Here is a 20,042-nt window from a genome sequence, read left to right as displayed (position 1 = left end):
GGCCGCTTTCGCGGGCCGGGCTCAGTGTCTCAGCTAAGGCTGAGATCAGTCGTTGGCAGTGACCTTCAGGCCGATCAGGCCTGGGATGGTTTCCGGCGCTCCCATGGCAGCACCCATGATCATCGGGAAGGCGACCGGGCTTGCCGGGGCCGCGGCGATGGTCAGCGCCTTCGGGTTGTCGATGTAGCTGTTGACTGCGGCCGAGACCTCGTTCTGCAGCGCGCCGAGCTTGGCCTGGGCAAGCAGGATCGGAACCATACCCTTGACCATCTGCCCCATCTGGGCGCCGTCGGCACCCTGGCTCTTGCCGGCATAGTCGAGGCCGCGCTTGGTGATGCCGGCATCTTCGAAGCGAACCTGCGCATCGACCAGCGACAGCTGCTGGACAAGGCCGAGCATGGCAAGACCGGCGGCCTGCTGTGCCTGCTCGTTCTGCGGCTGGGCCTGCATCATGCGGGCCTGTTCCTGCATCTGCTTGACGAGATCGAGCGTGTAGCCGGACATCGAGAAGGCCAGCGAAAGCTTGCCGACATTGGCGAAATCGATCGAGTAGTCCTCGATGTCGATCGTGCCGCTCTCGACTTCCCAGCTGCCGGACATGTTCATGTTGCCGTCGAGGCTGGTGAGGCCGAGCGCTTCGATGGATTCCTTTGCCTTCGGATCTTCGACGGTGCTGAGATCGGCCTTCACGCCGGTCACCGTGCCCTCGAAGGTGATCGTGGTCTCGTCTTCGGACAGTCCCATCGTGCCGACGGCTTCCGCCATCGAGAAAACCGGCTTGCCGTCGACGGTCACTTCCACCGGACCGCTATGAGCCTCTTCGTAGAACATCAGCGAATCGATGCCCTCAGCATTGGCGTCGCCGGGGACATAAACGCCGGAGAGGTAGAGATCCTGAACCTTGAAGGTCGACTTCTCTTCCGAGACGTTCACCTCGGGGAATTCGACCCGTTCGATGTAATAGGCGCCGCCTTCTTCCTCGGTGACGCCTTCGAGCGTCAGCTCCTGAAGCATCAGCGGCTTGTCCGTCGGCTCAGCTTCGACGCCGAGCTTGAGGCCCTTCAGGATCACGTTGGATCCATCGACCTCGACGCTGTCGGCGGTGATGTTGGTGCCGCCAGTTGCGAAGGCAGCATTGATCTTCTTGAGCAAATCCTGTCCGTCCAGCGCAAGCGCAGGGCCGGTGAACGCGCAGAGCGCCGCGCCCGCGAGCAGAATTCGGGTGGAACGGTACAAGGTCATGACGAGGTCCTCTGTTGCTGTTGGCCGCATTGAGCGTGCCCAAAAGGTCGGCGATATTTATAAGGGGGATTGAAAAAACGTCCACCGATTTTCGCCATAGACCGGTGCGGGGGGATTGTGGCGTGATGACGGTCACAGCCCCTTAATCCACAGGCAGAATTCCCGGTTTCCTTGCCGTTCCGGGTCTTCTCCGATAGGGGAGACCCATGGGGACAAATCAGCTTCCGCCCGAAGAGGGTGGCGACAACATTCTTCCGGTCGACCTGAAGGCGGCGCTCGAAGAGCGTTATCTCGCCTATGCCTTGTCGACGATCATGCACCGCGCGCTGCCGGACGTCCGTGACGGACTGAAGCCGGTGCATCGCCGCATCATCCACGCGATGAGCGAAATGGGCATCCGGCCGAATTCGGCCTTCAAGAAATGCGCGCGTATCGTCGGTGACGTCATCGGTAAGTTCCACCCGCATGGTGACCAGTCGGTCTATGATGCGCTGGTGCGCTTAGCGCAGGACTTCTCCCAGCGTTATCCCGTCGTCGACGGGCAGGGGAACTTCGGCAACATCGACGGCGACAGTGCTGCCGCCTATCGTTACACCGAAGCCCGCATGACCGACGTTGCGGCCCTTCTGCTGGAAGGCATCGATCAGGACGCCGTCGATTTCCGCCCGACCTATAACGAGGAAGATGACGAGCCGACGGTTCTGCCGGGTGCTTTCCCCAACCTTCTGGCGAACGGTGCCTCGGGCATCGCAGTCGGCATGGCGACCTCCATTCCGCCGCACAATGCTCATGAGCTCTGCGACGCCGCGCTCTACCTCATCAAGAACCCCGGCGCTCCCGTCGAGGAACTGTTTGCCGATCCTGGGCATCCGGAACGCGGCGGCATCGAGGGCCCTGATTTCCCGACCGGCGGTGTGATCGTCGAGAGCCGTGCCTCGATGCTCGAGACTTATCGCACCGGCCGCGGTGGCTTCCGGGTGCGCGCCAAGTGGGAGATCGAGGATCTCGGCCGTGGCGGCTACCAGATCATCGTTACCCAAATCCCGTTCCAGGTGCAGAAGTCGCGCCTGATCGAGAAGATCGCCGAACTCCTGATCGCCCGTCGTCTGCCGCTGCTCGAAGACGTGCGCGACGAGAGCGCCGAGGACATCCGCCTCGTGCTCGTGCCGAAGAGCCGCACGGTCGATGCGACGCTGTTGATGGAATCGCTGTTCAAGCTCACCGAGCTCGAAAGCCGGATTCCGCTCAACATGAACGTGCTTTCGCAGGGCAAGGTCCCCAAGGTCATGGCCCTCAACGAGGTGCTGACCGAGTGGCTCGACCACCGCAAGGACGTGCTCGTCCGCCGCTCGAAGTTCCGACTGGCTGCAATCGACCGCCGTCTCGAAATCCTCGGCGGCCTGCTGATTGCCTATCTTAACCTCGACGAGGTGATCCGCATCATCCGTGAGGAGGACGAGCCGAAGCCTGTCCTGATCGCCAAATGGGATCTGACCGACAACCAGGCTGAAGCCATCCTCAACATGCGCCTGCGCAACCTGCGCAAGCTTGAGGAATTTGAGATCCGCAAGGAGCATGACGCGCTCTCCGCCGAGAAGGCCGAGATCGAATCCCTGCTCGCCTCCACCGACAAGCAGTGGCAGACGGTCGCCTGGGAAATCGGCGAGGTGAAGAAGAAATACGCGAAGGCGACCGAACTCGGACGCCGCCGCAGCGTCTTCTCCGACGCTCCCGATGCCGATGTCGAAGCCATCCAGCAGGCGATGATCGAAAAGGAACCGATCACCGTCGTCATCTCTGAAAAGGGCTGGATCCGCGCACTGAAGGGCCACATCTCCGACACGTCAGCGCTGACCTTCAAGGAAGGCGACGCGCTGAAGGTTGCTTTCCCGGCCCAGACCACGGACAAGATCCTGCTCGTGACCACGGGCGGCAAGGTCTACACACTGGGTGGTGACAAGCTGCCCGGTGGCCGTGGCCATGGCGAACCGCTGCGCATCATGGTCGACATGGAAAACGACCAGGACGTGCTGACCGCCTTCGTCCACGATTCCAGCCGCAAGCTGATCTTCGTCTCGACCGCCGGCAATGGCTTTATCGTGCCCGAAGGTGAAGTCGTCGCCAACACCCGCAAAGGCAAGCAGGTGATGAATGTCGGCATGCCGGACGAAGCCAAGCTCGTGGTGCCCGTGAGTGGCGACCATATGGCGGTCGTCGGCGAAAACCGTAAACTGCTCGTCTTCCCGCTTGCACAGATCCCGGAAATGACCCGCGGCAAGGGCGTGCGCCTGCAGCGCTACAAGGATGGCGGCATCTCCGACGTGAAGTTCTTCACGATCGCCGACGGCCTGACCTGGGCCGACAGCGCCGGGCGCACCTTCACCAAGACGAAGGAAGAACTGGTCGAATGGCAGGGCGATCGCGCCTCGGCTGGACGCCTTGTGCCGAAGGGCTTCCCGCGCAGCGGCAAGTTCTCGGGCTAAGCCGCACCCAGATCCGCAGTTTTTAGAGCCGGCCGCATCTGCGGCCGGCTTTTCCATGTCAGCCACGCTGCCAGATCGCCCAGAGCCCCATCAGCGTTGCCGCATTGCCAAGGATGAAATGCGAAATGATTGGTCCGGCGAGATTGCGGTATTTCAGGAACAGCCAGCCCCAGACGATGCCGGTCAACAGAGCGACCACCGCAAGCGACGACGAGTAGTGCAGGTGGAGCGTAGAGAACACCAGGGATGAGATGACGATCGCCGCCATCGGGCGTGTCTTGCCCGGCATCAGGCTCGCAATCGAGGTGAGGAAGACGCCGCGACAGATCCACTCCTGCAAGGCTGCGATCAGGATGTAGGTATAGACACTGAGCGAGATGAGCCGTGGGTCGAGGAGGGGCGTGCCCTCAAGCTCCGGGTAGAGGCGGGTGCGGAAATAGGCCATGGCCGCGAGCGCCGGAACGCTGATCGACAGCCCGACGGCGATCGACCGCCACAGATTGCCCATCCGGATGCCCATATCGTGGCGTGTCAGGCCGCAGCGCACGGTCAGCCCCCAGAGGATGAAGCCGCCCCAGAGCTCCATGGCGCGGGAGGTCCAGAAGATCATCTGCTCCTGGTGGGTTTCTCGAAGGCCGCCGAGGATGAGGCCATTCACCAGGGCATAGACGTTGACCATCAGCACGATGGTGACGAACATGAAGGCGAGCGCGTGATAGCGCCGGTCCGCCTCTTCCAGCGCCACGAACTGTTGCCGGAGCTTGCCATAGCTCTGGGAAAGCTGGGCATAGATCTTGCGGAAAAAGAGGGTGGCCAGTTCCGGCCGGTCGCTCAGGAATTCGCGGTAGTCCGAGCGGTCGATCTTCCAGCCCGTAAGTGGTGTGAGCGCCCGGGCGGACGCGCTGCGTGGATCGCCACTGATCATGCCGAGTTCGCCGATCAGAGCACCTTCGCCGGAGACGGCGAGTACCGTGCCGCTTTGCTCGTCATAGACTTCGACCTCGCCCGTGCCGATCAGGATGGCGAAATCGCTCTCGTCGCCCTTGCGAAAAATGACCGCGTTTGCCGCATAGTGCACGGCTTCGACATGGCGGCGGAAATCGTCGAGATAGTCGTCGCTCACCCGGATGGTGGTGTGCTTGAGAAGCGTTTCTGAAAAGTCCTGGCTGCCCGCCAGATCTTGCGCGTCGACCGTGCTCATACGTGTATCCGACCTCTTGAATATGCGGGCGGATACTACTGATTTCGTTTGAAGATCGCAGATGCGGCAATCGGCCAAATCTGGGGCCGATTACTTAATCTCCGATCAGCGAACGGCGATGCTCGCGAGCCGTGGGAAAGCCTTGATCTTGACCTCGTCGATCGGCACGGGGCGGCCGAGGTAATAGCCCTGGCCGAGCTCGATGCCGAGTTCGTGCATCAGTTCGACGTGGTCGGCGGTTTCCAGGCCTTCGATTAGGATCTTCAAGCCGCGGTTGCGGATCAGCCGGATGATGTCTTCCAGCATGGCGCGGCCAGCCGGACGGCGGGCGTCCTGCAGGAAGGAGCGATCGATCTTGACCGTGTCGAAGGGGAAGAGGCGAAGCCAGGAGAGGCCGGCAAAGCCTGTGCCGAAGTCGTCTAGCCAGATCCGGATCCCGAGCGCCTGCAGGTCGGTGATGCAGCGGATGACATCCGACTGCCCCTCCATGTCGATGCCTTCGGTGATCTCGAAGGCGAGCTGCGAACCGGACACACCGGTCTCTTCGAGGATCGTGGAGACGGCGAGCGCAAACCCGCGCGATTTGAGCTGGATGGCCGAGACGTTGACGCTGGCCATCGGCGCGATGCCTGTTGCCAGCACCTCCGTGCAGGCGCGGCGGATGGCCCAGAGACCGAGATCGAGGATCGCGCCGGTGCGTTCGGCAACCGGGATGAACTGGGCCGGCGACAAGGGCGTGCCGTCGATCATCTTCATGCGCATCAGCGATTCCACCGCTTCGACGCGCCCGGTGCGAAGGTTCTGGATCGGCTGATAGACGAGGTGGACGAGATCGTTCTTGATCGCCATGCGCAGCGTCGCGGCGATATTCTCGTTGTCGTCGCTGGTCAGCGGATCATTCGGATTGAAGAGCCGGATGCAGTTGCGGCCATTCGCCTTCGCCGAATAGAGCGCCCGGTCCGCTTCATTGATGATGCGCTCCAGCTTGGGGCCGGTCTGCGCACGGGTATAGGACGCGCCGACACTGACCGTCACGAAAGCCTGGCCGTCGCGGCGCTGGTCGTGAACCAGATGCAGGCCTTCGACGGCACTCCGGATGATTTCGCACAGCGCCATGACCTGATCGCGCCCGGTGACACGAGACAGCACGATGAACTCTTCGCCGCCATAACGACCGACGGAGGCATTGAGCGGCTTCAGCGTGTCGTTGAGCACGCTTGCCACCAGGATCAGGCAGCGATCACCGGCCTGGTGACCGTAGAAATCATTGTACTTCTTGAAGAAGTCGACATCGACCAGGATAGCGGCAAAAGACGTGCCGTTGGTCTGCCAGTCGTTCCAGAAATCCCTCAGACGCTTGTCAACGGCGCGCCGATTTTCGACGCCGGTCAGATAGTCAGTGTTCGAAAGCCGCTCAAGCGCAACCCCGCGCTTTTCCGCTTCGCGATGCTGATGGGCAGCCTCGAGCGCGTTGAGAAACACGTTGTAACGCTCTCCGTTGAGCTTCCAGTTCACATAGGACGTGAAGATGAAGCAGGAGATGTAAAACAGCCCGAAATTGATCATGTAGATCGGGTCGTTGGGGAACATCGTGACCATGCTGCCAAGCAGGATGGCCAACACGACGATTGACGTGACCACTGAGAGCACGAAGGGAAAGATGAAAAAGAGGTTCGCACCCATCATGAAGATGGTGCCGAAGATCATGTAGAGCCGGATGCTTTCGACGGCTGTGGTATGGAGGGCGGGCAGGAGCCAGAACAGATAGCCTGCGACGATTGCTGCTGCCGAAATGCCCTCGATGACCCTGGCGCCGGCTTTGCCCCAGCAGCAGACTTCGAGGATCACAAGCGAGGTGACGCCAACCATCAGGCGGGCAAAAATGGTCGTCGGTGCTACATCGGCAATGAGGATGAAATCGCTCACTGCAAACAGCATGTAGACGAACACGGCCACCCAAAGTCCCTGGCGGGCCGCGGTGACGCGTGCAGGTCCCGTATGGGTTTTGTAGATGGTGCGCAGTGTGGCGGCGGGAGCGAGGGTCGGGCAGGTCTTGCCCGTCGCTTCAAGAGCGTTCAGCGCGGCGTGCGACATGATCGGTCCCATCGGTCTCCACAGCCTCGCGATCAGGAACATGCCTGGCCGGCTCGTCGATCCGTCTCTCAGCCATTATCCACCATGTACTTTCTCTAACAACCGGGAGCTCTCTCGCACCTGCGACAGACCCGACTGACATTGTCGCGTCCGGATTTTCAAGTCTCCGGGCTCATCCCCGAACCTGCTGGAGCTCGGACATTCGCGCTGTTAACCAAACTCCTCAAAAGTTACCAAATGGAGTCGCGCGATCTCACATCTGCACATATGGTAACTGAAGTATTAACGAGGTTATCGTTCTTCACGGTGGTGCGGCGTATGAGACAGTTTGAAATTTCTTTAGACGGCGAGAGCCTGATTACTCCAGAATCGATTGCGGCCCATGTCGTAGCTCCCGGTACGACATGGAAGAATGAAGAGCTCGAAACGGCGCGGACGGGGCTCGGGCTGACACTCGCCATCGCAATGCAGCAATTCGAGCAGGGTGCGGAACCCCGGCATATAATTCATCGCATCGCGGGGTCGCTGCATGAACTGCGGGCGCGTTATTCCCCGAGTGTCTGGCAGCAATTGATCCCGATTGCGCAGCAACACCCGGTGGCCCGCTACTTCCTGGAGGATCCCTTCACACGGTGGTCTTCCGAAAAGCCGCGTGGTTATTCCGGGGACGCGCAACTGTTGGATTTCATCTACGGCCATCCGAGCGTTGCCGATAAGATCAACGAGGCGTCTCCCTTGGGTAAGGCGCTCTATGATTATACCAAGGACGCATCATCGTCGGTCGCGGTACGCGAGCGTCGAGATCTGTTGACGCAACATGTTGATCAGATTGCATCTTCCCGTGGCAGCGAGGCCGAGGTTTTGACGATCGCCGCCGGCCACCTGCGTGAGGCAAATCGATCTGTTGCTCTGAAGGAAGGTCGCCTGAAGCGCTGGGTGGCCCTCGACCAGGACCCGCTCAGCGTAGGCTCCATCAGCCGTGACTTTGCCGGTACATGCATTGAAGCTGTCGACGGGTCCGTACGCGGCATTCTTGGCGGACGCCACGACTTCGGCAAGTTCGACTTCGTTTACGCAGCGGGTCTCTACGATTATCTGAATGACAAGGTGTCGATGAAGCTGACCCAGCGCTGCCTCGACATGCTGAAGCCGAATGGTGTCTTCCTGTTTGCCAACTTCGCAACGGACATCAAGGTCGACGGTTACATGGAAACCTTCATGAACTGGGCACTGCTCCTGCGTTCAGAAGAAGACATGCTCCGGATTATCAAGGGCAGTGTCGGGGATATGCCAGTTGAAGCGACGGTGCGCTTCGGTGAGAACCGGAATGTCGTCTACGGCATCATTCGCAAGCTGTCCTGAAATGAAACAGCCCTCCGCTGCAATTGCGCTGCGGAGGGCTGAACGTCCCAAAATGGGACTGGTCTGAGGCGGAGATTTCTCTGCTTACCCCTCAACTTCCGGGGTAAAACGCGTCCAGCCCTGGTTCATCAGATGCTCTTGCGGCTGAAAGCGGGTCTTGTAGCCCATCTTCTTTGAACCCTGCACCCAGTAGCCGAGATAGACATGCGGCAGGCCGAGCGCCTTGGCGCGGCGGATGTGGTCGAGCACCATCATCGTGCCCAAAGACCGCTTCTCCAGTTCAGGGTTGTAGAACGAATAGACCATCGATAGCCCGTCGCTCATCAGGTCCGACAGGGCGACTGCGATGAGTTCGCCGCGCGGCTGGGCCGAGATCCCGTCGCCGGGGGTGCGCAGGCGATATTCGATGACCCGCGTCTGGACATGGCTGTCTTCGACCATGATCGCGTAATCCAGCGCCGACATGTCCGACATGCCGCCGTTCTGGTGGCGGTGGTCGAGATAGCGCCGGAAGAGCGAGAACTGTTCGGTGGATGGCTGTGCCGGGTAGATGGTCGAGATGACGTCGCTGTTGACGCCCTCGATACGGCGGAAGCCCCGGCTGAGCTCGAACTCGTTGACCAGAACCCGCACGGACACGCAGGCCCGGCAGGATTCACAGGCAGGTCTATAGGCGATGTTCTGGGATCGGCGGAAACCACCCTGGGTCAGAAGGTCGTTCATTTCGGTGGCACGCGGACCCACAAGATGGGTGAAGACCTTCCGCTCCGATTCTCCCGCCAGATACGGGCAAGGCGCAGGCGCCGTCAGGTAGAATTGCGGGGAGGGGGATGTCTGCGTGTTCATCTGCCGCCGAAGAGAATCCTTTAGCCAGTCCTGTTGAAGCTAGGATGGCGCAAGAATGAAAAAGGTCAACACTCCGGCTTGGATGCCGGAGTGTATCGGGGGCGAAAAGCGCCGGGAAACTTAGTAGGTGCGCGCGGCGGCCGTTCCGAGGAGCAGGTCATGGACGAGACGCGAGCGCTCGATGAACAGGCCGGCAAGCAGCACCAGCGGTGTCAACACCGAGTTCAGGATCCAGAACAGCGCCAGATGCGCGATCGCGGTGACGAAGTCGATCTTGCGACCGTCGAGACGGACCATGGCAATGCCCATCATCCGCATGCCCGGCGTCGCCTGCGAGGGGCCTGCCAGAGACATGCCGAAATAAAGGCCGGCGACTACGAAGAACAGGATCGGATAGAGCAGCCAGCCAAGGCCAAGCGTCAGCACGCCGAGGAAAAACACGACGACTGCCGCCGGGATCCACAGAAGGCCGATGAACAGATAGTCGACCAGGAAGGCAAAGACGCGCCGCGAAAGCACGCCGCTATAGGCACGCCAATCATCCGGGGCGGCATAGGACGAGTTGCTGTCGAGGCTCATGTCGGGCTCCTTGTTCGGTTGTGTTTCTGATATGGGGAGCCCGATGCCGAATACAATAATCCGTGAGGATCAGCCCTGCTTTGCGAGCAGACGGGCCACCTCAGGCGCAAAGTAGGTGAGGATGCCGTCGCAGCCGGCGCGCTTGAAACAGAGCAGCGTTTCGAGCATCGCCCGCTCGCCGTCGATCCAGCCATTCGCCGCCGCAGCCTTGATCTGGCTGTACTCACCGGAGACCTGGTAAGCAAAGACCGGCAGGCCAAAGCTGTCCTTGAGGCGCCAGCAGATGTCGAGATAGGGCAGGCCGGGCTTCACCATCAGCATGTCGGCGCCTTCCTCGACGTCGAGGGCGGCATCCCGCACGGCTTCCGTGCTGTTGGCCGGGTCGATGTAATAGGTCTTCTTGTCACCCTTCAGCAGTCCGCTTGTCGAGATCGCCTCGCGATAGGGGCCGTAGTAGCAGGAGGCGAATTTGGTGGCATAGGACATGATGCCGACATCCTGATGCCCGGCTGCATCGAGGCCCCGGCGGATCGCGCCGATCCGGCCATCCATCATGTCGGATGGGGCGATGATGTCGGACCCAGCATCGGCCTGGGCAATCGCCGCCCGCACCAACTGGTCCACGGTCTCGTCATTGACGATCTCGCCATCCCGCAGGATGCCGTCATGGCCGTGGCTGGTGAACGGATCGAGCGCCACATCGGTGATCACGCCGATGTTCGGGACCGCCTTCTTGATCGCCGCCGTCACCTGATTGAGGAGATTGTTGCTCTTCAGGACTTCCGAGCCGGTCTGATCGCGCAGTTCCATTTCGACATTCGGAAATGTCGCCAGTGCGGGGATCCCGAGATCGGCGGCCTCCTTTGCAGCCTCAACAGCCTTGTCGACACTCATCCTGAAAACGCCAGGCATGGCGGCGATCGGGTCCATGATGTTCGATCCTGGCACAACAAAGATCGGCCAGATCAGGTCGTTGACGGTCAGACGGTTCTCCTGGACCATCCGACGCTGCCAGTCGGCCTTGCGCAGGCGGCGCATGCGCCGGTGTCCGGTAACCGCGTCTACCAGATGTGTCTTGTCCGTCATCAGCCTGATCCTCGTCTATGTTCCGGCTGCTGATTAGCACGATGCCGAAAGCTTGCAAAACGGAAGGCGGCGAAGACTCCCCGATCAAACCGTCGCAGCGGGCGAGCAAGATCAGCAGGGGAGGGCGCGAGCGCCAAGCTGGCGGAGACCTTGGCACAAGCCTATCCTCCAAGCCATGGAAGCTGATTCGACCAACACGCCCCTTCGCAGCCTGACGGAAGCCATTTTCGTCCTGTTTCTGCGCGTTGTGGCGCTCGCCTGCCTCTGGTTCGGCCTGCAATACTGGGCGCTGATCGTCGGCTACAGCCATGATGGGCTGGGTCGCTTCGATCTTCTCTCCACACCTTGGCGTGTCGCGGCGACCGGCCTTGCCGTCGTCTTTCCGGTCGCAGCCCTCGGCCTCTGGCTCGCGGGCTCCTGGGGCCCGGTCATGTGGCTTCTTGCAGCCGGCGGGCAGATGCTGATGTTCACCGTGTGGCCAGATGTCTTCGGCTACAACACGCTCGCCGTCACCATGCATTCGGCAGTCTTCGTCGTCTATGTGGTATTCCGCCTGGCGTTGTGGCTCGAAGGGAGACACAAGCAGCAGGGTATAACGGTTGATTTACCCTGATCGCAGGAGAGGCTCTGGTAAGCCTCTGTTAAGCCTGCGTTTTAAATAGAATTTTATGCGCATTGGATACGGTCCTCACCAAGGCGGGAGAAAAAACCAACACCGCCAAACAAAACAGTGAGGCAGACCGATATGAACACCAAGCTCAAGCCGCAGCCGGCCACTCTCGACCCGCAGGAAGAAGCGATCCGTTCGCTCTACCTCGAATCCCTCCACCTCGTCGAGCGTCTTCACCGCCGCCTTCTCGACGTCATCAAGGACGAGTTCGACCGCAAGGGTCGCTCCGACATCAACGCCGTCCAGGCACTCCTGCTCTTCAACATCGGCAATTCGGAACTGACCGCCGGTGAACTGCGCTCGCGCGGTTACTATCTGGGCTCGAACGTCTCCTACAACGTCAAGAAGCTTGTCGACCTCGGCTTCATCAACCATCAGCGCTCGCGCGTTGACCGTCGCTCGGTCCGCATCAGCCTGACGGATGCCGGCCAGGAGATCGCTGAAACCGTTGCCAAGCTCTATGAGCGCCACATCGGCTCGATCCAGAAGGTCGGCGGCATCGGCACCGACGAGTTCACCCAGATGAACAAGCTCCTGCAGCGCCTCGACCGCTTCTGGAACGACCAGATCCTGTATCGCCTCTGAGGCTTCATTAGACGACCTCCAAAGCGATCCACCGCTCGAAACCGGATGCTTCTCCCGAAGCGTCCGGTTTTCGCGTTCTTGCCCTCACGACACGCGCCGGGCCCTACACACTCCCGTGACACAACCCCCTGGTGACACGAATTGGCCATATTGATATGGGACCGCCGGAGAGAGAAAAGGGGGCGTTTCGACAGCCTCCGATCGACCCCACAGCGCACATTTCAGCCCTCGTGGCGGCGCTTTGTTAACCATGGCGCGATATGCGTCTGGTTCAGGTTCAGGATGAAACGGTAGGGAATATGTCCAAGACGTCTGGAATTGTTGCTCTTTCGCGCCGCTCGCTGCTTCGCGGTGCGGCTGCCGCTGGTGCCGCGGCGATCGCCGGTCAGGCCGTGGCGCAGGACGCGATCAACGACCTCATCAACGCGCCGCGTCGTGGCAACTGGGACGACCAGTTCGATGCCCAGGCTTCCCGCACGGCTGCAGCCGTCGTGTCCAACACGCCGATCCTCAGCGCCAGCAATCTGATGTACATGCAGCAGGCGATCAGCCAGCACCAGACGATCGTCTCCAACGGTGGCTGGCCGACCATCAATGCACCGGACGCCCTGCGCATCGGCGCCATGGATCCGGCCGTCCAGAGTCTGCGTCAGCGCCTGATGATCTCGGGCGACCTTCCGCGCGAAGCTGGCCTTTCGAATTCCTACGATTCCTACGTCGACGCTGCCGTCAAGCGTTTCCAGGCGCGCCATGGTCTGCCGGAAGACGGCGTGCTCGGCGAATTCACCGTCAAGGCGCTCAATGTCGGCGCCGATGTTCGCCTGAACCAGCTGAACACCAACCTGGTCCGTCTGCAGTCCATGTCGGGCGACCTCGGCCGTCGTTATGTGATGGTCAACGTTCCCGGTGCCTCCGTCGAAGCCGTCGAAAATGATCGCGTGGCACTGCGCAACACTGCCGTTGTCGGTCGTATCGATCGTCCGACCCACATGATCAATTCCAAGATCTACGAGGTCATCCTCAACCCGTACTGGACCGCGCCGCGCTCGATCGTCGAAAAGGACATCGTGCCGCTGATGCGCAAGGATCCGACCTACCTGACGCGCAACAGCATCCGCTTGTTCGACGGCAACGGCACTGAAGTGGCGCCGGAAACGGTTGACTGGAACGCCGCCAAGGCACCGAACCTGATGTTCCGTCAGGATCCGGGCAAGATCAACGCCATGGCATCCACCAAGATCAACTTCCACAACCCGAACAACGAATACATGCATGACACGCCCCAGCAGGGCCTGTTCAACAAGCTGATGCGCTTCGAATCTTCGGGCTGCATCCGCGTGCAGAACGTTCGCGACCTGGTTACCTGGCTGCTGCGCGACACGCCCGGCTGGTCGCGCCAGGAAATCGAGCGCGTCATCACGACCCGCCAGAACAATCCGATCAAGCTGGCCGAAGAAGTGCCGGTTTACATCGTCTACATCTCGGCCTGGTCGACGAACGACAATATCGTCCAGTTCCGTGACGACATCTATCAGAAGGACGGCGACGCCCAGCTGGCACTGCAGGCCAATATCGGCGTCGAGCAGTTCGCAGGCTCGGTCGAAGAAGATTTTGTCCCGCTGCAGTAAGCAGCTACTTGCAGCCAAACCTCATCAAGCCGCGCCTCGTGCGCGGCTTTTTGCTTGGAGGCTGCGGCCTTTCGCCCAAGCGCGCCAATTGATCCGCAAATGTCGTTCTCCGTATTGCTCTCGTGACTGCGGAAGTTTAAGACCCCACAGCATCAAACGCTTTTGAGGAGCCAGCGATCATGTCGAACAACGATGCCTTCTTTTCTCGTTCTCTCGCCGATGCAGATCCGGACATTTTCGGTGCGATCGAGAAGGAACTCGGTCGTCAACGTCACGAGATCGAGCTGATCGCTTCTGAAAATATCGTCTCGCGCGCCGTGCTCGAAGCCCAGGGCTCGATCATGACGAACAAGTATGCCGAGGGATATCCGGGCAAGCGCTATTACGGCGGCTGCCAGTTCGTCGACATCGCTGAAGAACTCGCGATCGACCGCGCCAAGAAGCTGTTCGGCGTCAACTTCGCCAACGTGCAGCCGAACTCCGGTTCTCAGATGAACCAGGCCGTCTTCCTGGCGCTGCTGCAGCCGGGCGACACCTTCATGGGCCTCGACCTGAACTCTGGCGGTCACCTGACCCATGGTTCGCCGGTCAACATGTCCGGCAAGTGGTTCAACGTTGTCTCCTACGGCGTGCGTGAAGACGACCACCAGCTCGACATGGAAGACGTGGCCCGGAAGGCCGAGCAGCACAAGCCGAAGCTGATCATCGCCGGTGGCACCGCCTATTCCCGCACCTGGGACTGGAAGCGTTTCCGCGAGATTGCCGATTCGGTCGGCGCCTATCTCATGGTCGACATGGCCCACATTGCCGGTCTCGTGGCCGGTGGCCAGCATCCGTCGCCGTTCCCGCATTGCCATGTTGCGACCTCGACGACCCACAAGTCGCTCCGTGGTCCGCGCGGCGGCATGATCCTCACGAACGACGAGGATCTGGCGAAGAAGTTCAACTCGGCCGTCTTCCCGGGTCTCCAGGGTGGTCCGCTGATGCATGTCATCGCCGCCAAGGCCGTCGCCTTCGGCGAAGCGCTGAAGCCGGAATTCAAGGACTACGCCGCCCAGGTCGTCAAGAACGCCAAGGTTCTGGCCGAGACGCTGATCAAGCATAATCTCGATATTGTCTCCGGTGGTACCGACAACCACCTGATGCTGGTCGACCTGCGCAAGAAGAACGCCACCGGCAAGCGTGCGGAAGCCGGCCTCGGCCGCGCCTACATCACCTGCAACAAGAACGGCATCCCCTTCGACCCGGAAAAGCCCTTCGTCACCTCCGGTATCCGTCTCGGCACGCCGGCCGGCACGACCCGCGGTTTCAAGGAAGCCGAATTCACCGAAATCGGCAACCTGATCGTCGAGGTCCTCGATGGTCTGAAGGTCGCCAACTCGGATGAAGGCAATGCCGCCGTCGAGGCTGCGGTGCGGGACAAGGTTGTGGCCCTGACGGACCGCTTCCCGATGTACCCTTACATGTAAGGCATTAGGCTGATGCGCTGCCCCTTCTGCGGATCGGATGAAACCCAGGTCAAGGACTCGCGACCGGCGGAGGATAACACCTCCATCCGCCGGCGGCGTATCTGTCCGGATTGCGGGGGGCGCTTCACCACCTTCGAACGTGTGCAGCTGCGTGAGTTGATGGTCTTGAAGAAGACCGGCCGCAAGGCGCCGTTCGATCGCGACAAGCTGGTGCGGTCCTTCCAGATCGCACTGCGCAAGCGCCCTGTCGATCCTGACCGCATAGAGCGTGCCGTGTCCGGTATCGTCCGCCGCCTCGAAAGCTCCGGCGAGACCGAAATCTCATCCGAAGAAATTGGCCTGCAGGTACTAGAAGCCCTGAAGACGCTCGATGACGTCGCCTTCGTGCGCTACGCTTCGGTCTACAGGGATTTCTCCCATGCCGAGGACTTCGAAAACGTGATCGCCGAGATCAACGCCAAGATCTCCCGCGACAGCACCGCGGACTGAGGCGTGTCGATCACCGCCCGTGACGAGACCTTCATGCGCGAAGCGATCGCGCTTTCCCTGACCCATGTCGGCAGAACCGGCCCCAATCCCTCGGTTGGCTGCCTGATCGTAAAAGATGGCGAAGTCGTCGGCCGCGGCGTGACAGCGCTTGGCGGTCGACCGCATGCCGAACCGCAGGCGATTGCCGAGGCAGGTGAGAAGGCGAGGGGGGCAACCGCCTATGTTACCCTTGAGCCCTGTTCGCACCACGGCAAGACCCCGCCCTGCGCCAATGCCATCATCCAGGCCGGCATTGCCCGCGTCGTCGTGGCCGTCGCCGATCCGGATCCAAGGGTCTCGGGGCAAGGGCTGAAGATCCTGGCGGACGCGGACATCGAGGTCACCATCGGTGTTCTTCAGAAGGATGCCCGCCGCGCCATGTCCGGCTACTTGACGCGCCAGACGAAGGGTCGCCCGCAAGTGACTCTCAAGCTTGCCGTTTCCGCCGATGGCATGCTCGGCCGCAAGGGTGCAGGGCAGGTGGCGATCACCGGACGAGAAGCGCGAGAATCCGTCCATCGGTTGAGAGCGGAAAGCGACGCGATCCTTGTCGGGATCGGGACGGCACTTGCCGACGATCCGGAGTTGACGGTGCGCTTGCCGGGACTGGAAAGCACATCGCCGCTCAGGGTCGTGCTCGATCGCAAGGCTGAACTGTCGCCAACCTCGAAGCTTGCGAAGAGCGCACAGACAGTGCCGGTGCTCGTCGCAGTCGCGCCGGGCTCAAAGGGCCATCGCGCTGAGCTTGCGAACAGCGGGGTGGAAATTGTCGAAATCACCGGGGTCGAGGACCTGCTCGCCCTGCTCGCGCAGAGAGGCGTATCCTCCCTGATGGTGGAAGGCGGTGCGCGTATCGCGTCTGACCTACTAGGCCGGGGACTGGTCGATCGCATCCACCTCTATGACTCCTCGGTCACGATCGGCTCGGACGGCATCGCATCACCGATTACCGCCGACCGCCTGCCCGCCGGCTTCGTCCGCGTGGACGAGCGGCAGGTGGGCGCTGACAGGCTGCAGATCTTCGATCGGCTGCCTGCCTCTGCCTGGATTTAACGGAAGAACAGCAGGAAGATGATGATCAGGGGGATCGGTACGCCGATCAACCAGAGAAGTATGCCGCGGCCCATGGGGTGCCTCCAGGTCTGAATTGCGGGGCAGCCTCCTGCAGGTGCCCTTCTGCGTTTACAACACCGCGCAGCCTTCAAATGTTCCGCACCGACAAAAAGCCCCGCGCCAATGACGCGGGGCAAGGTGGGGGACAGGGAGGAGACTTGGAGATCAGCGAACGTAGAAGGTGACGCCGCCATCCGCGGCCTGTTCTGCGCCGACGATGTTGGTGAGCTCTACGGCCTGTGCTTGCAGTTTCTGGGCGAGCGGACGATTGGCGATGACAGAGGCCTGGACGAGCCTTGCTTCCTGGGAGGTGGGGGCGAGGCTGCCAAAGCGTTCATTGGCCGGGTCATGGGTCTTCAGCGAATCGATGCGCACGACATTGAAGTCCATGGGTGACATCGTCTGGATCGTGCTTTCGATCTTGCTGTCGGGCATGCCGCTGGCGGCTGGCATGGCGGCATAGCTTTCAGCACCAAAGGCGATGGCGGACAGTGCGGATGCGCTGAAGATGGTTGCAAAGCGATTCATGGTCCTGATCCTTTCGAGGATGTTTGCGATGGCGGGGGATTCCGTCGCTCGCTTGCAAGACTGAAGTTGGGATCGATTTGTGGCGGGATCCAGGCCTTAAAGGTCTGATTTCCATTAAACATTTGTCACGTAACTCGCCCGATTTCGGTCAATATTAGCGAGCTTGGAACAAGGGGCTGGCGACGGTGGGCTTGAAGCCCGGCCAAGCCGCCCGCCCGGCGCATCCCCGCCCCGACGCAAAAACACTTGCCTTCCTCGATATGGCGTGGTTTGACCGCGTTTCTGTTCGGCCAGCGGCCGCAATCACATTTCAAGATCGGATCGGACCCATGGGAAACAAGACGGCTTCGCCGCATTTGCTGATCGTCGAGGCACGCTTCTACGACGACATGTCTGACGCCCTTCTGGACGGTGCCAAGCACGCACTCGAAGAGGTCGGCGCGACCTTCGACCTCATCACCGTTCCTGGCGCGCTCGAAATCCCGCCGGCGATCGCCATGGCGCTCGATGCCATGGACGACGAAGGCACGCATTACGACGGCTTCATCGCGCTTGGCATGGTCATTCGCGGCGAGACCTATCACTTCGACATCGTCGCCAACGAATCCTCGCGTGCCCTGATGGATCTTGCCGTCTCGGAATCGCTCGCAATCGGCAACGGTATCATGACCGTTGAAAATGATGAGCAGGCCTGGGCGCGCGTGAAGCGCAGCGAGAAGGACAAGGGCGGCTTTGCGGCCCGTGCAGCACTCTCGATGATCGAACTGAAGAAGAAACTGGGTGGCTGAGTGATGTCGGACGAAGGCAAGCATCCAGTAAAACCGGCCAACCAGCGCGGCGCAGCGCGCCTCGCGGCCGTCCAGGCTCTCTACCAGATGGACATCGCCGGCTCCGGCGTGCTCGAAGTGGTGGCGGAATACGAGGCGCATCGCCTCGGCCAGGAAGTCGATGGTGAAACCTATCTGAAGGCGGACGCCTCCTGGTTCCGCTCGATCGTCGCCGGTGTCGTCCGCGACCAGGCGAAGATCGACCCGATGATCCGCGGCGCATTGCAGGACGACTGGTCGCTGTCACGCATGGACAGCACGGTCCGCGCTATTCTGCGTGCGGGCACGTTCGAATTGATCGAGCGCAAGGATGTGCCCATCGCCGTTATTGTAACGGAGTATGTCGAGATCGCTCAGGCCTTCTTCCAAGACGACGAGCCGAAGCTGGTCAACGCCGTTCTCGACCGCATTGCAAAGCAGGTTCGCGCCCCGGCGCAGAAATAGGAATAGGCAGATGGACGCGACGACGGGAGCAGGGCTGGACGGACAACTTTCGGCAGCCAAGCGCAACGTCGGTCTGCTCGCAGTGGCCCAGGCGATCCTGGGCTCTGCACCACCTCTGGCCTTCGCGGTCGGCGGCCTCGCCGGCTTCCAGATGCTCGGCGCTGACAAGTCGCTGGCGACCGCTCCCTTGACCGGCTTCAACGTCGGCGTGGCCATCGGCGCAATCGTGGTCGCTGCGGCCTCCCGTGTTCTCGGCCGCCGCGAGAGCTTCATGGTCGGTGCGCTGATGGGCGCGCTCGGCAGCGCGCTTGCCGCCTTTTCCCTCATCCAGTCCAACTTCTGGCTCTTTGCCTTCTCGCTGCTGCTGATGGGCGTCTCCGGCGGCTTCACCCAGAAGATCCGCTTCGCCGCCGCCGATGCGTCGCCCAGTTTCTACAAGGGCAAGGCGATCTCCTGGATCCTCGCCGCCGGCATCATTTCCGCCATCGCAGGCCCGCAGATCGCGATATGGCTGAAGGATGCGCTGGCTCCCGTGACCTTCGCCGGTGCGTTCCTCGGTATGGTGCCGCTGCTGCTCTGCGCGATTGCAGTCCTCTTCTTTCTGAAGCTGCCGACCATCGCCGAGAAGAAGGCGGAAGCGAGCGGACCGACGCGACCGCTCAGCGAAATCGTCATGACCCAGCGCTTCATGACCGGCATGATCTGCGGCATCAGCTCCTACGCCCTGATGACCTTCATGATGACCGGCGCCCCGCTCGCCATGGTCATCGGCTGCGGTTTCTCATCCGAACTCGCAACGCTCGGCATCCAGTGGCATGTGATTGCCATGTTCGCCCCGAGCTTCTTCACCGGCGTCCTGATTACCCGCTTCGGCGCCGAAAAGGTCGTGGCCGCCGGCCTGCTGATCCTGATGTCCTGCGCCGTGGTTGCCCATTGGGGCATCGCGCTCTGGAATTTCTGGGGCGCGCTCGTCCTGCTCGGCATCGGCTGGAACTTCGGCTTCATCGGCGCGACGGCCATTGTGGCTTCAAGCTATCGCCCTGCCGAGGCCGACAAGGTGCAGGGTTTCCACGACATCATCCTGTTTTCGACGGTCGCCCTTTCGTCCTTCTCCTCGGGCAAGGTCTTCACGGCTTTTGGCTGGTCAGTGATGAATCTGGTCATCTGGCCGGTGACGATCCTCTGCCTGATCCTGGTGCTTCTCCAGCTCCGTGCAGCCGCCCGCAAACCCGCCTGAGTTCCCTCCATCCTGCAAAATATGCGTACTTGACGCCGTGAAAAGCGCGACGCAATCTCGCCACGCGTTGACGAGGTCTCGGAGGAGGGGGCCTGAGTCTGCGAGTCACGGCCCGCGATG

General features: G+C 61.2%; 18 protein-coding genes. 11 read left to right on the top strand and 7 right to left on the bottom strand.

Going from position 1 to position 20,042, the window contains the following annotated elements; all coding sequences use genetic code 11:
- Positions 1–45 precede the first annotated feature (45 nt).
- Positions 46–1,242, bottom strand: coding sequence for a hypothetical protein (locus AC02Y0_RS10885; protein WP_476383835.1), 1,197 nt, complete (start codon positions 1,240–1,242; stop codon positions 46–48).
- A gap of 206 nt (positions 1,243–1,448) precedes the next feature.
- On the opposite strand from AC02Y0_RS10885, the gene parC reads away from it, so the two are divergent.
- Positions 1,449–3,725, top strand: coding sequence for a DNA topoisomerase IV subunit A (gene parC / locus AC02Y0_RS10880; protein WP_476383833.1), 2,277 nt, complete (start codon positions 1,449–1,451; stop codon positions 3,723–3,725).
- Positions 3,726–3,783: 58 nt separating this feature from the next.
- On the opposite strand, the gene AC02Y0_RS10875 is transcribed toward parC, so the two are convergent.
- Positions 3,784–4,926 (bottom strand): cyclic nucleotide-binding domain-containing protein, encoded by a 1,143-nt coding sequence (locus AC02Y0_RS10875; RefSeq protein ID WP_476383831.1) that lies wholly within the window; start codon positions 4,924–4,926, stop codon positions 3,784–3,786.
- 105 nt (positions 4,927–5,031) lie between these two features.
- Positions 5,032–7,020 (bottom strand): putative bifunctional diguanylate cyclase/phosphodiesterase, encoded by a 1,989-nt coding sequence (locus AC02Y0_RS10870; RefSeq protein ID WP_476383830.1) that lies wholly within the window; start codon positions 7,018–7,020, stop codon positions 5,032–5,034.
- Positions 7,021–7,338: 318 nt separating this feature from the next.
- On the opposite strand from AC02Y0_RS10870, the gene AC02Y0_RS10865 reads away from it, so the two are divergent.
- Entirely contained in the window at positions 7,339–8,382 is a 1,044-nt protein-coding gene (locus AC02Y0_RS10865) for a class I SAM-dependent methyltransferase (RefSeq protein WP_476384010.1), read from the top strand.
- 84 nt (positions 8,383–8,466) lie between these two features.
- Here the strand turns inward: AC02Y0_RS10865 and AC02Y0_RS10860 are convergent, their stop codons facing one another.
- From AC02Y0_RS10860 to hemB, 3 genes are all read right to left on the bottom strand, one after another.
- Entirely contained in the window at positions 8,467–9,228 is a 762-nt protein-coding gene (locus AC02Y0_RS10860; protein ID WP_476383829.1) for an arginyltransferase, read from the bottom strand.
- Between the two features lie 120 nt (positions 9,229–9,348).
- Positions 9,349–9,807, bottom strand: a complete 459-nt coding sequence (locus tag AC02Y0_RS10855) for an RDD family protein (protein ID WP_476383828.1) — start codon at positions 9,805–9,807, stop codon at positions 9,349–9,351.
- Between the two features lie 69 nt (positions 9,808–9,876).
- Complete coding sequence (gene hemB, locus AC02Y0_RS10850; protein ID WP_476383827.1) at positions 9,877–10,893, bottom strand: porphobilinogen synthase; 1,017 nt, start codon at positions 10,891–10,893, stop codon at positions 9,877–9,879.
- A 175-nt stretch (positions 10,894–11,068) separates the two neighbouring features.
- On the opposite strand from hemB, the gene AC02Y0_RS10845 reads away from it, so the two are divergent.
- The 6 genes from AC02Y0_RS10845 (at position 11,069) to ribD (ending at position 16,826) form a co-directional block, all read left to right on the top strand.
- Positions 11,069–11,506 (top strand): DUF6163 family protein, encoded by a 438-nt coding sequence (locus AC02Y0_RS10845; protein WP_102021347.1) that lies wholly within the window; start codon positions 11,069–11,071, stop codon positions 11,504–11,506.
- A gap of 132 nt (positions 11,507–11,638) precedes the next feature.
- Positions 11,639–12,148, top strand: a complete 510-nt coding sequence (gene ldtR, locus AC02Y0_RS10840; protein ID WP_102021346.1) for a transcriptional regulator LdtR — start codon at positions 11,639–11,641, stop codon at positions 12,146–12,148.
- Positions 12,149–12,447: 299 nt separating this feature from the next.
- Positions 12,448–13,776 carry a L,D-transpeptidase family protein gene (locus tag AC02Y0_RS10835; protein ID WP_476383826.1) on the top strand — a complete coding sequence of 443 codons (1,329 nt, stop codon included), beginning with the start codon at positions 12,448–12,450 and terminating at the stop codon, positions 13,774–13,776.
- A gap of 179 nt (positions 13,777–13,955) precedes the next feature.
- Positions 13,956–15,245 carry a serine hydroxymethyltransferase gene (glyA, locus tag AC02Y0_RS10830; RefSeq protein ID WP_444557846.1) on the top strand — a complete coding sequence of 430 codons (1,290 nt, stop codon included), beginning with the start codon at positions 13,956–13,958 and terminating at the stop codon, positions 15,243–15,245.
- A 12-nt stretch (positions 15,246–15,257) separates the two neighbouring features.
- Entirely contained in the window at positions 15,258–15,734 is a 477-nt protein-coding gene (gene nrdR / locus AC02Y0_RS10825; RefSeq protein WP_102021343.1) for a transcriptional regulator NrdR, read from the top strand.
- Between the two features lie 3 nt (positions 15,735–15,737).
- Positions 15,738–16,826 (top strand): bifunctional diaminohydroxyphosphoribosylaminopyrimidine deaminase/5-amino-6-(5-phosphoribosylamino)uracil reductase RibD, encoded by a 1,089-nt coding sequence (ribD, locus tag AC02Y0_RS10820; protein ID WP_476383825.1) that lies wholly within the window; start codon positions 15,738–15,740, stop codon positions 16,824–16,826.
- Between the two features lie 225 nt (positions 16,827–17,051).
- On the opposite strand, the gene AC02Y0_RS10815 is transcribed toward ribD, so the two are convergent.
- Positions 17,052–17,414: a hypothetical protein gene (locus AC02Y0_RS10815; RefSeq protein WP_476383824.1), complete on the bottom strand. Its 363-nt coding sequence runs from the start codon at positions 17,412–17,414 to the stop codon at positions 17,052–17,054.
- Positions 17,415–17,743: 329 nt separating this feature from the next.
- On the opposite strand from AC02Y0_RS10815, the gene ribH reads away from it, so the two are divergent.
- From ribH to AC02Y0_RS10800, 3 genes are read left to right on the top strand one after another with little or no spacing between them, the layout of a single operon-like run.
- A complete protein-coding gene (ribH, locus tag AC02Y0_RS10810; protein WP_102021340.1) occupies positions 17,744–18,202 on the top strand; it encodes a 6,7-dimethyl-8-ribityllumazine synthase in 459 nt (152 codons plus the stop codon).
- Between the two features lie 3 nt (positions 18,203–18,205).
- Positions 18,206–18,685: a transcription antitermination factor NusB gene (gene nusB / locus AC02Y0_RS10805; protein ID WP_205911289.1), complete on the top strand. Its 480-nt coding sequence runs from the start codon at positions 18,206–18,208 to the stop codon at positions 18,683–18,685.
- 10 nt (positions 18,686–18,695) lie between these two features.
- Positions 18,696–19,922, top strand: coding sequence for an MFS transporter (locus tag AC02Y0_RS10800; RefSeq protein ID WP_476383823.1), 1,227 nt, complete (start codon positions 18,696–18,698; stop codon positions 19,920–19,922).
- Positions 19,923–20,042 lie beyond the last annotated feature (120 nt).

It is taken from the genome of Allorhizobium sp. nf9_anc, assembly GCF_056323085.1.
The sequence above is the reverse complement of the archived record's forward strand: the minus strand, read 5'-3'. Positions and strand labels throughout refer to the sequence as shown.

Coding starts and splice junctions, on each gene's coding strand:
- AC02Y0_RS10885 (WP_476383835.1), bottom strand. CDS start 1,242: ATGACCTTGTACCGTTCCACCCGAATTCTGCTCGCGGGCGCGGCGCTC.
- parC (WP_476383833.1), top strand. CDS start 1,449: ATGGGGACAAATCAGCTTCCGCCCGAAGAGGGTGGCGACAACATTCTT.
- AC02Y0_RS10875 (WP_476383831.1), bottom strand. CDS start 4,926: ATGAGCACGGTCGACGCGCAAGATCTGGCGGGCAGCCAGGACTTTTCA.
- AC02Y0_RS10870 (WP_476383830.1), bottom strand. CDS start 7,020: ATGTCGCACGCCGCGCTGAACGCTCTTGAAGCGACGGGCAAGACCTGC.
- AC02Y0_RS10865 (WP_476384010.1), top strand. CDS start 7,339: ATGAGACAGTTTGAAATTTCTTTAGACGGCGAGAGCCTGATTACTCCA.
- AC02Y0_RS10860 (WP_476383829.1), bottom strand. CDS start 9,228: ATGAACACGCAGACATCCCCCTCCCCGCAATTCTACCTGACGGCGCCT.
- AC02Y0_RS10855 (WP_476383828.1), bottom strand. CDS start 9,807: ATGAGCCTCGACAGCAACTCGTCCTATGCCGCCCCGGATGATTGGCGT.
- hemB (WP_476383827.1), bottom strand. CDS start 10,893: ATGACGGACAAGACACATCTGGTAGACGCGGTTACCGGACACCGGCGC.
- AC02Y0_RS10845 (WP_102021347.1), top strand. CDS start 11,069: ATGGAAGCTGATTCGACCAACACGCCCCTTCGCAGCCTGACGGAAGCC.
- ldtR (WP_102021346.1), top strand. CDS start 11,639: ATGAACACCAAGCTCAAGCCGCAGCCGGCCACTCTCGACCCGCAGGAA.
- AC02Y0_RS10835 (WP_476383826.1), top strand. CDS start 12,448: ATGTCCAAGACGTCTGGAATTGTTGCTCTTTCGCGCCGCTCGCTGCTT.
- glyA (WP_444557846.1), top strand. CDS start 13,956: ATGTCGAACAACGATGCCTTCTTTTCTCGTTCTCTCGCCGATGCAGAT.
- nrdR (WP_102021343.1), top strand. CDS start 15,258: ATGCGCTGCCCCTTCTGCGGATCGGATGAAACCCAGGTCAAGGACTCG.
- AC02Y0_RS10815 (WP_476383824.1), bottom strand. CDS start 17,414: ATGAATCGCTTTGCAACCATCTTCAGCGCATCCGCACTGTCCGCCATC.
- ribH (WP_102021340.1), top strand. CDS start 17,744: ATGGGAAACAAGACGGCTTCGCCGCATTTGCTGATCGTCGAGGCACGC.
- nusB (WP_205911289.1), top strand. CDS start 18,206: ATGTCGGACGAAGGCAAGCATCCAGTAAAACCGGCCAACCAGCGCGGC.
- AC02Y0_RS10800 (WP_476383823.1), top strand. CDS start 18,696: ATGGACGCGACGACGGGAGCAGGGCTGGACGGACAACTTTCGGCAGCC.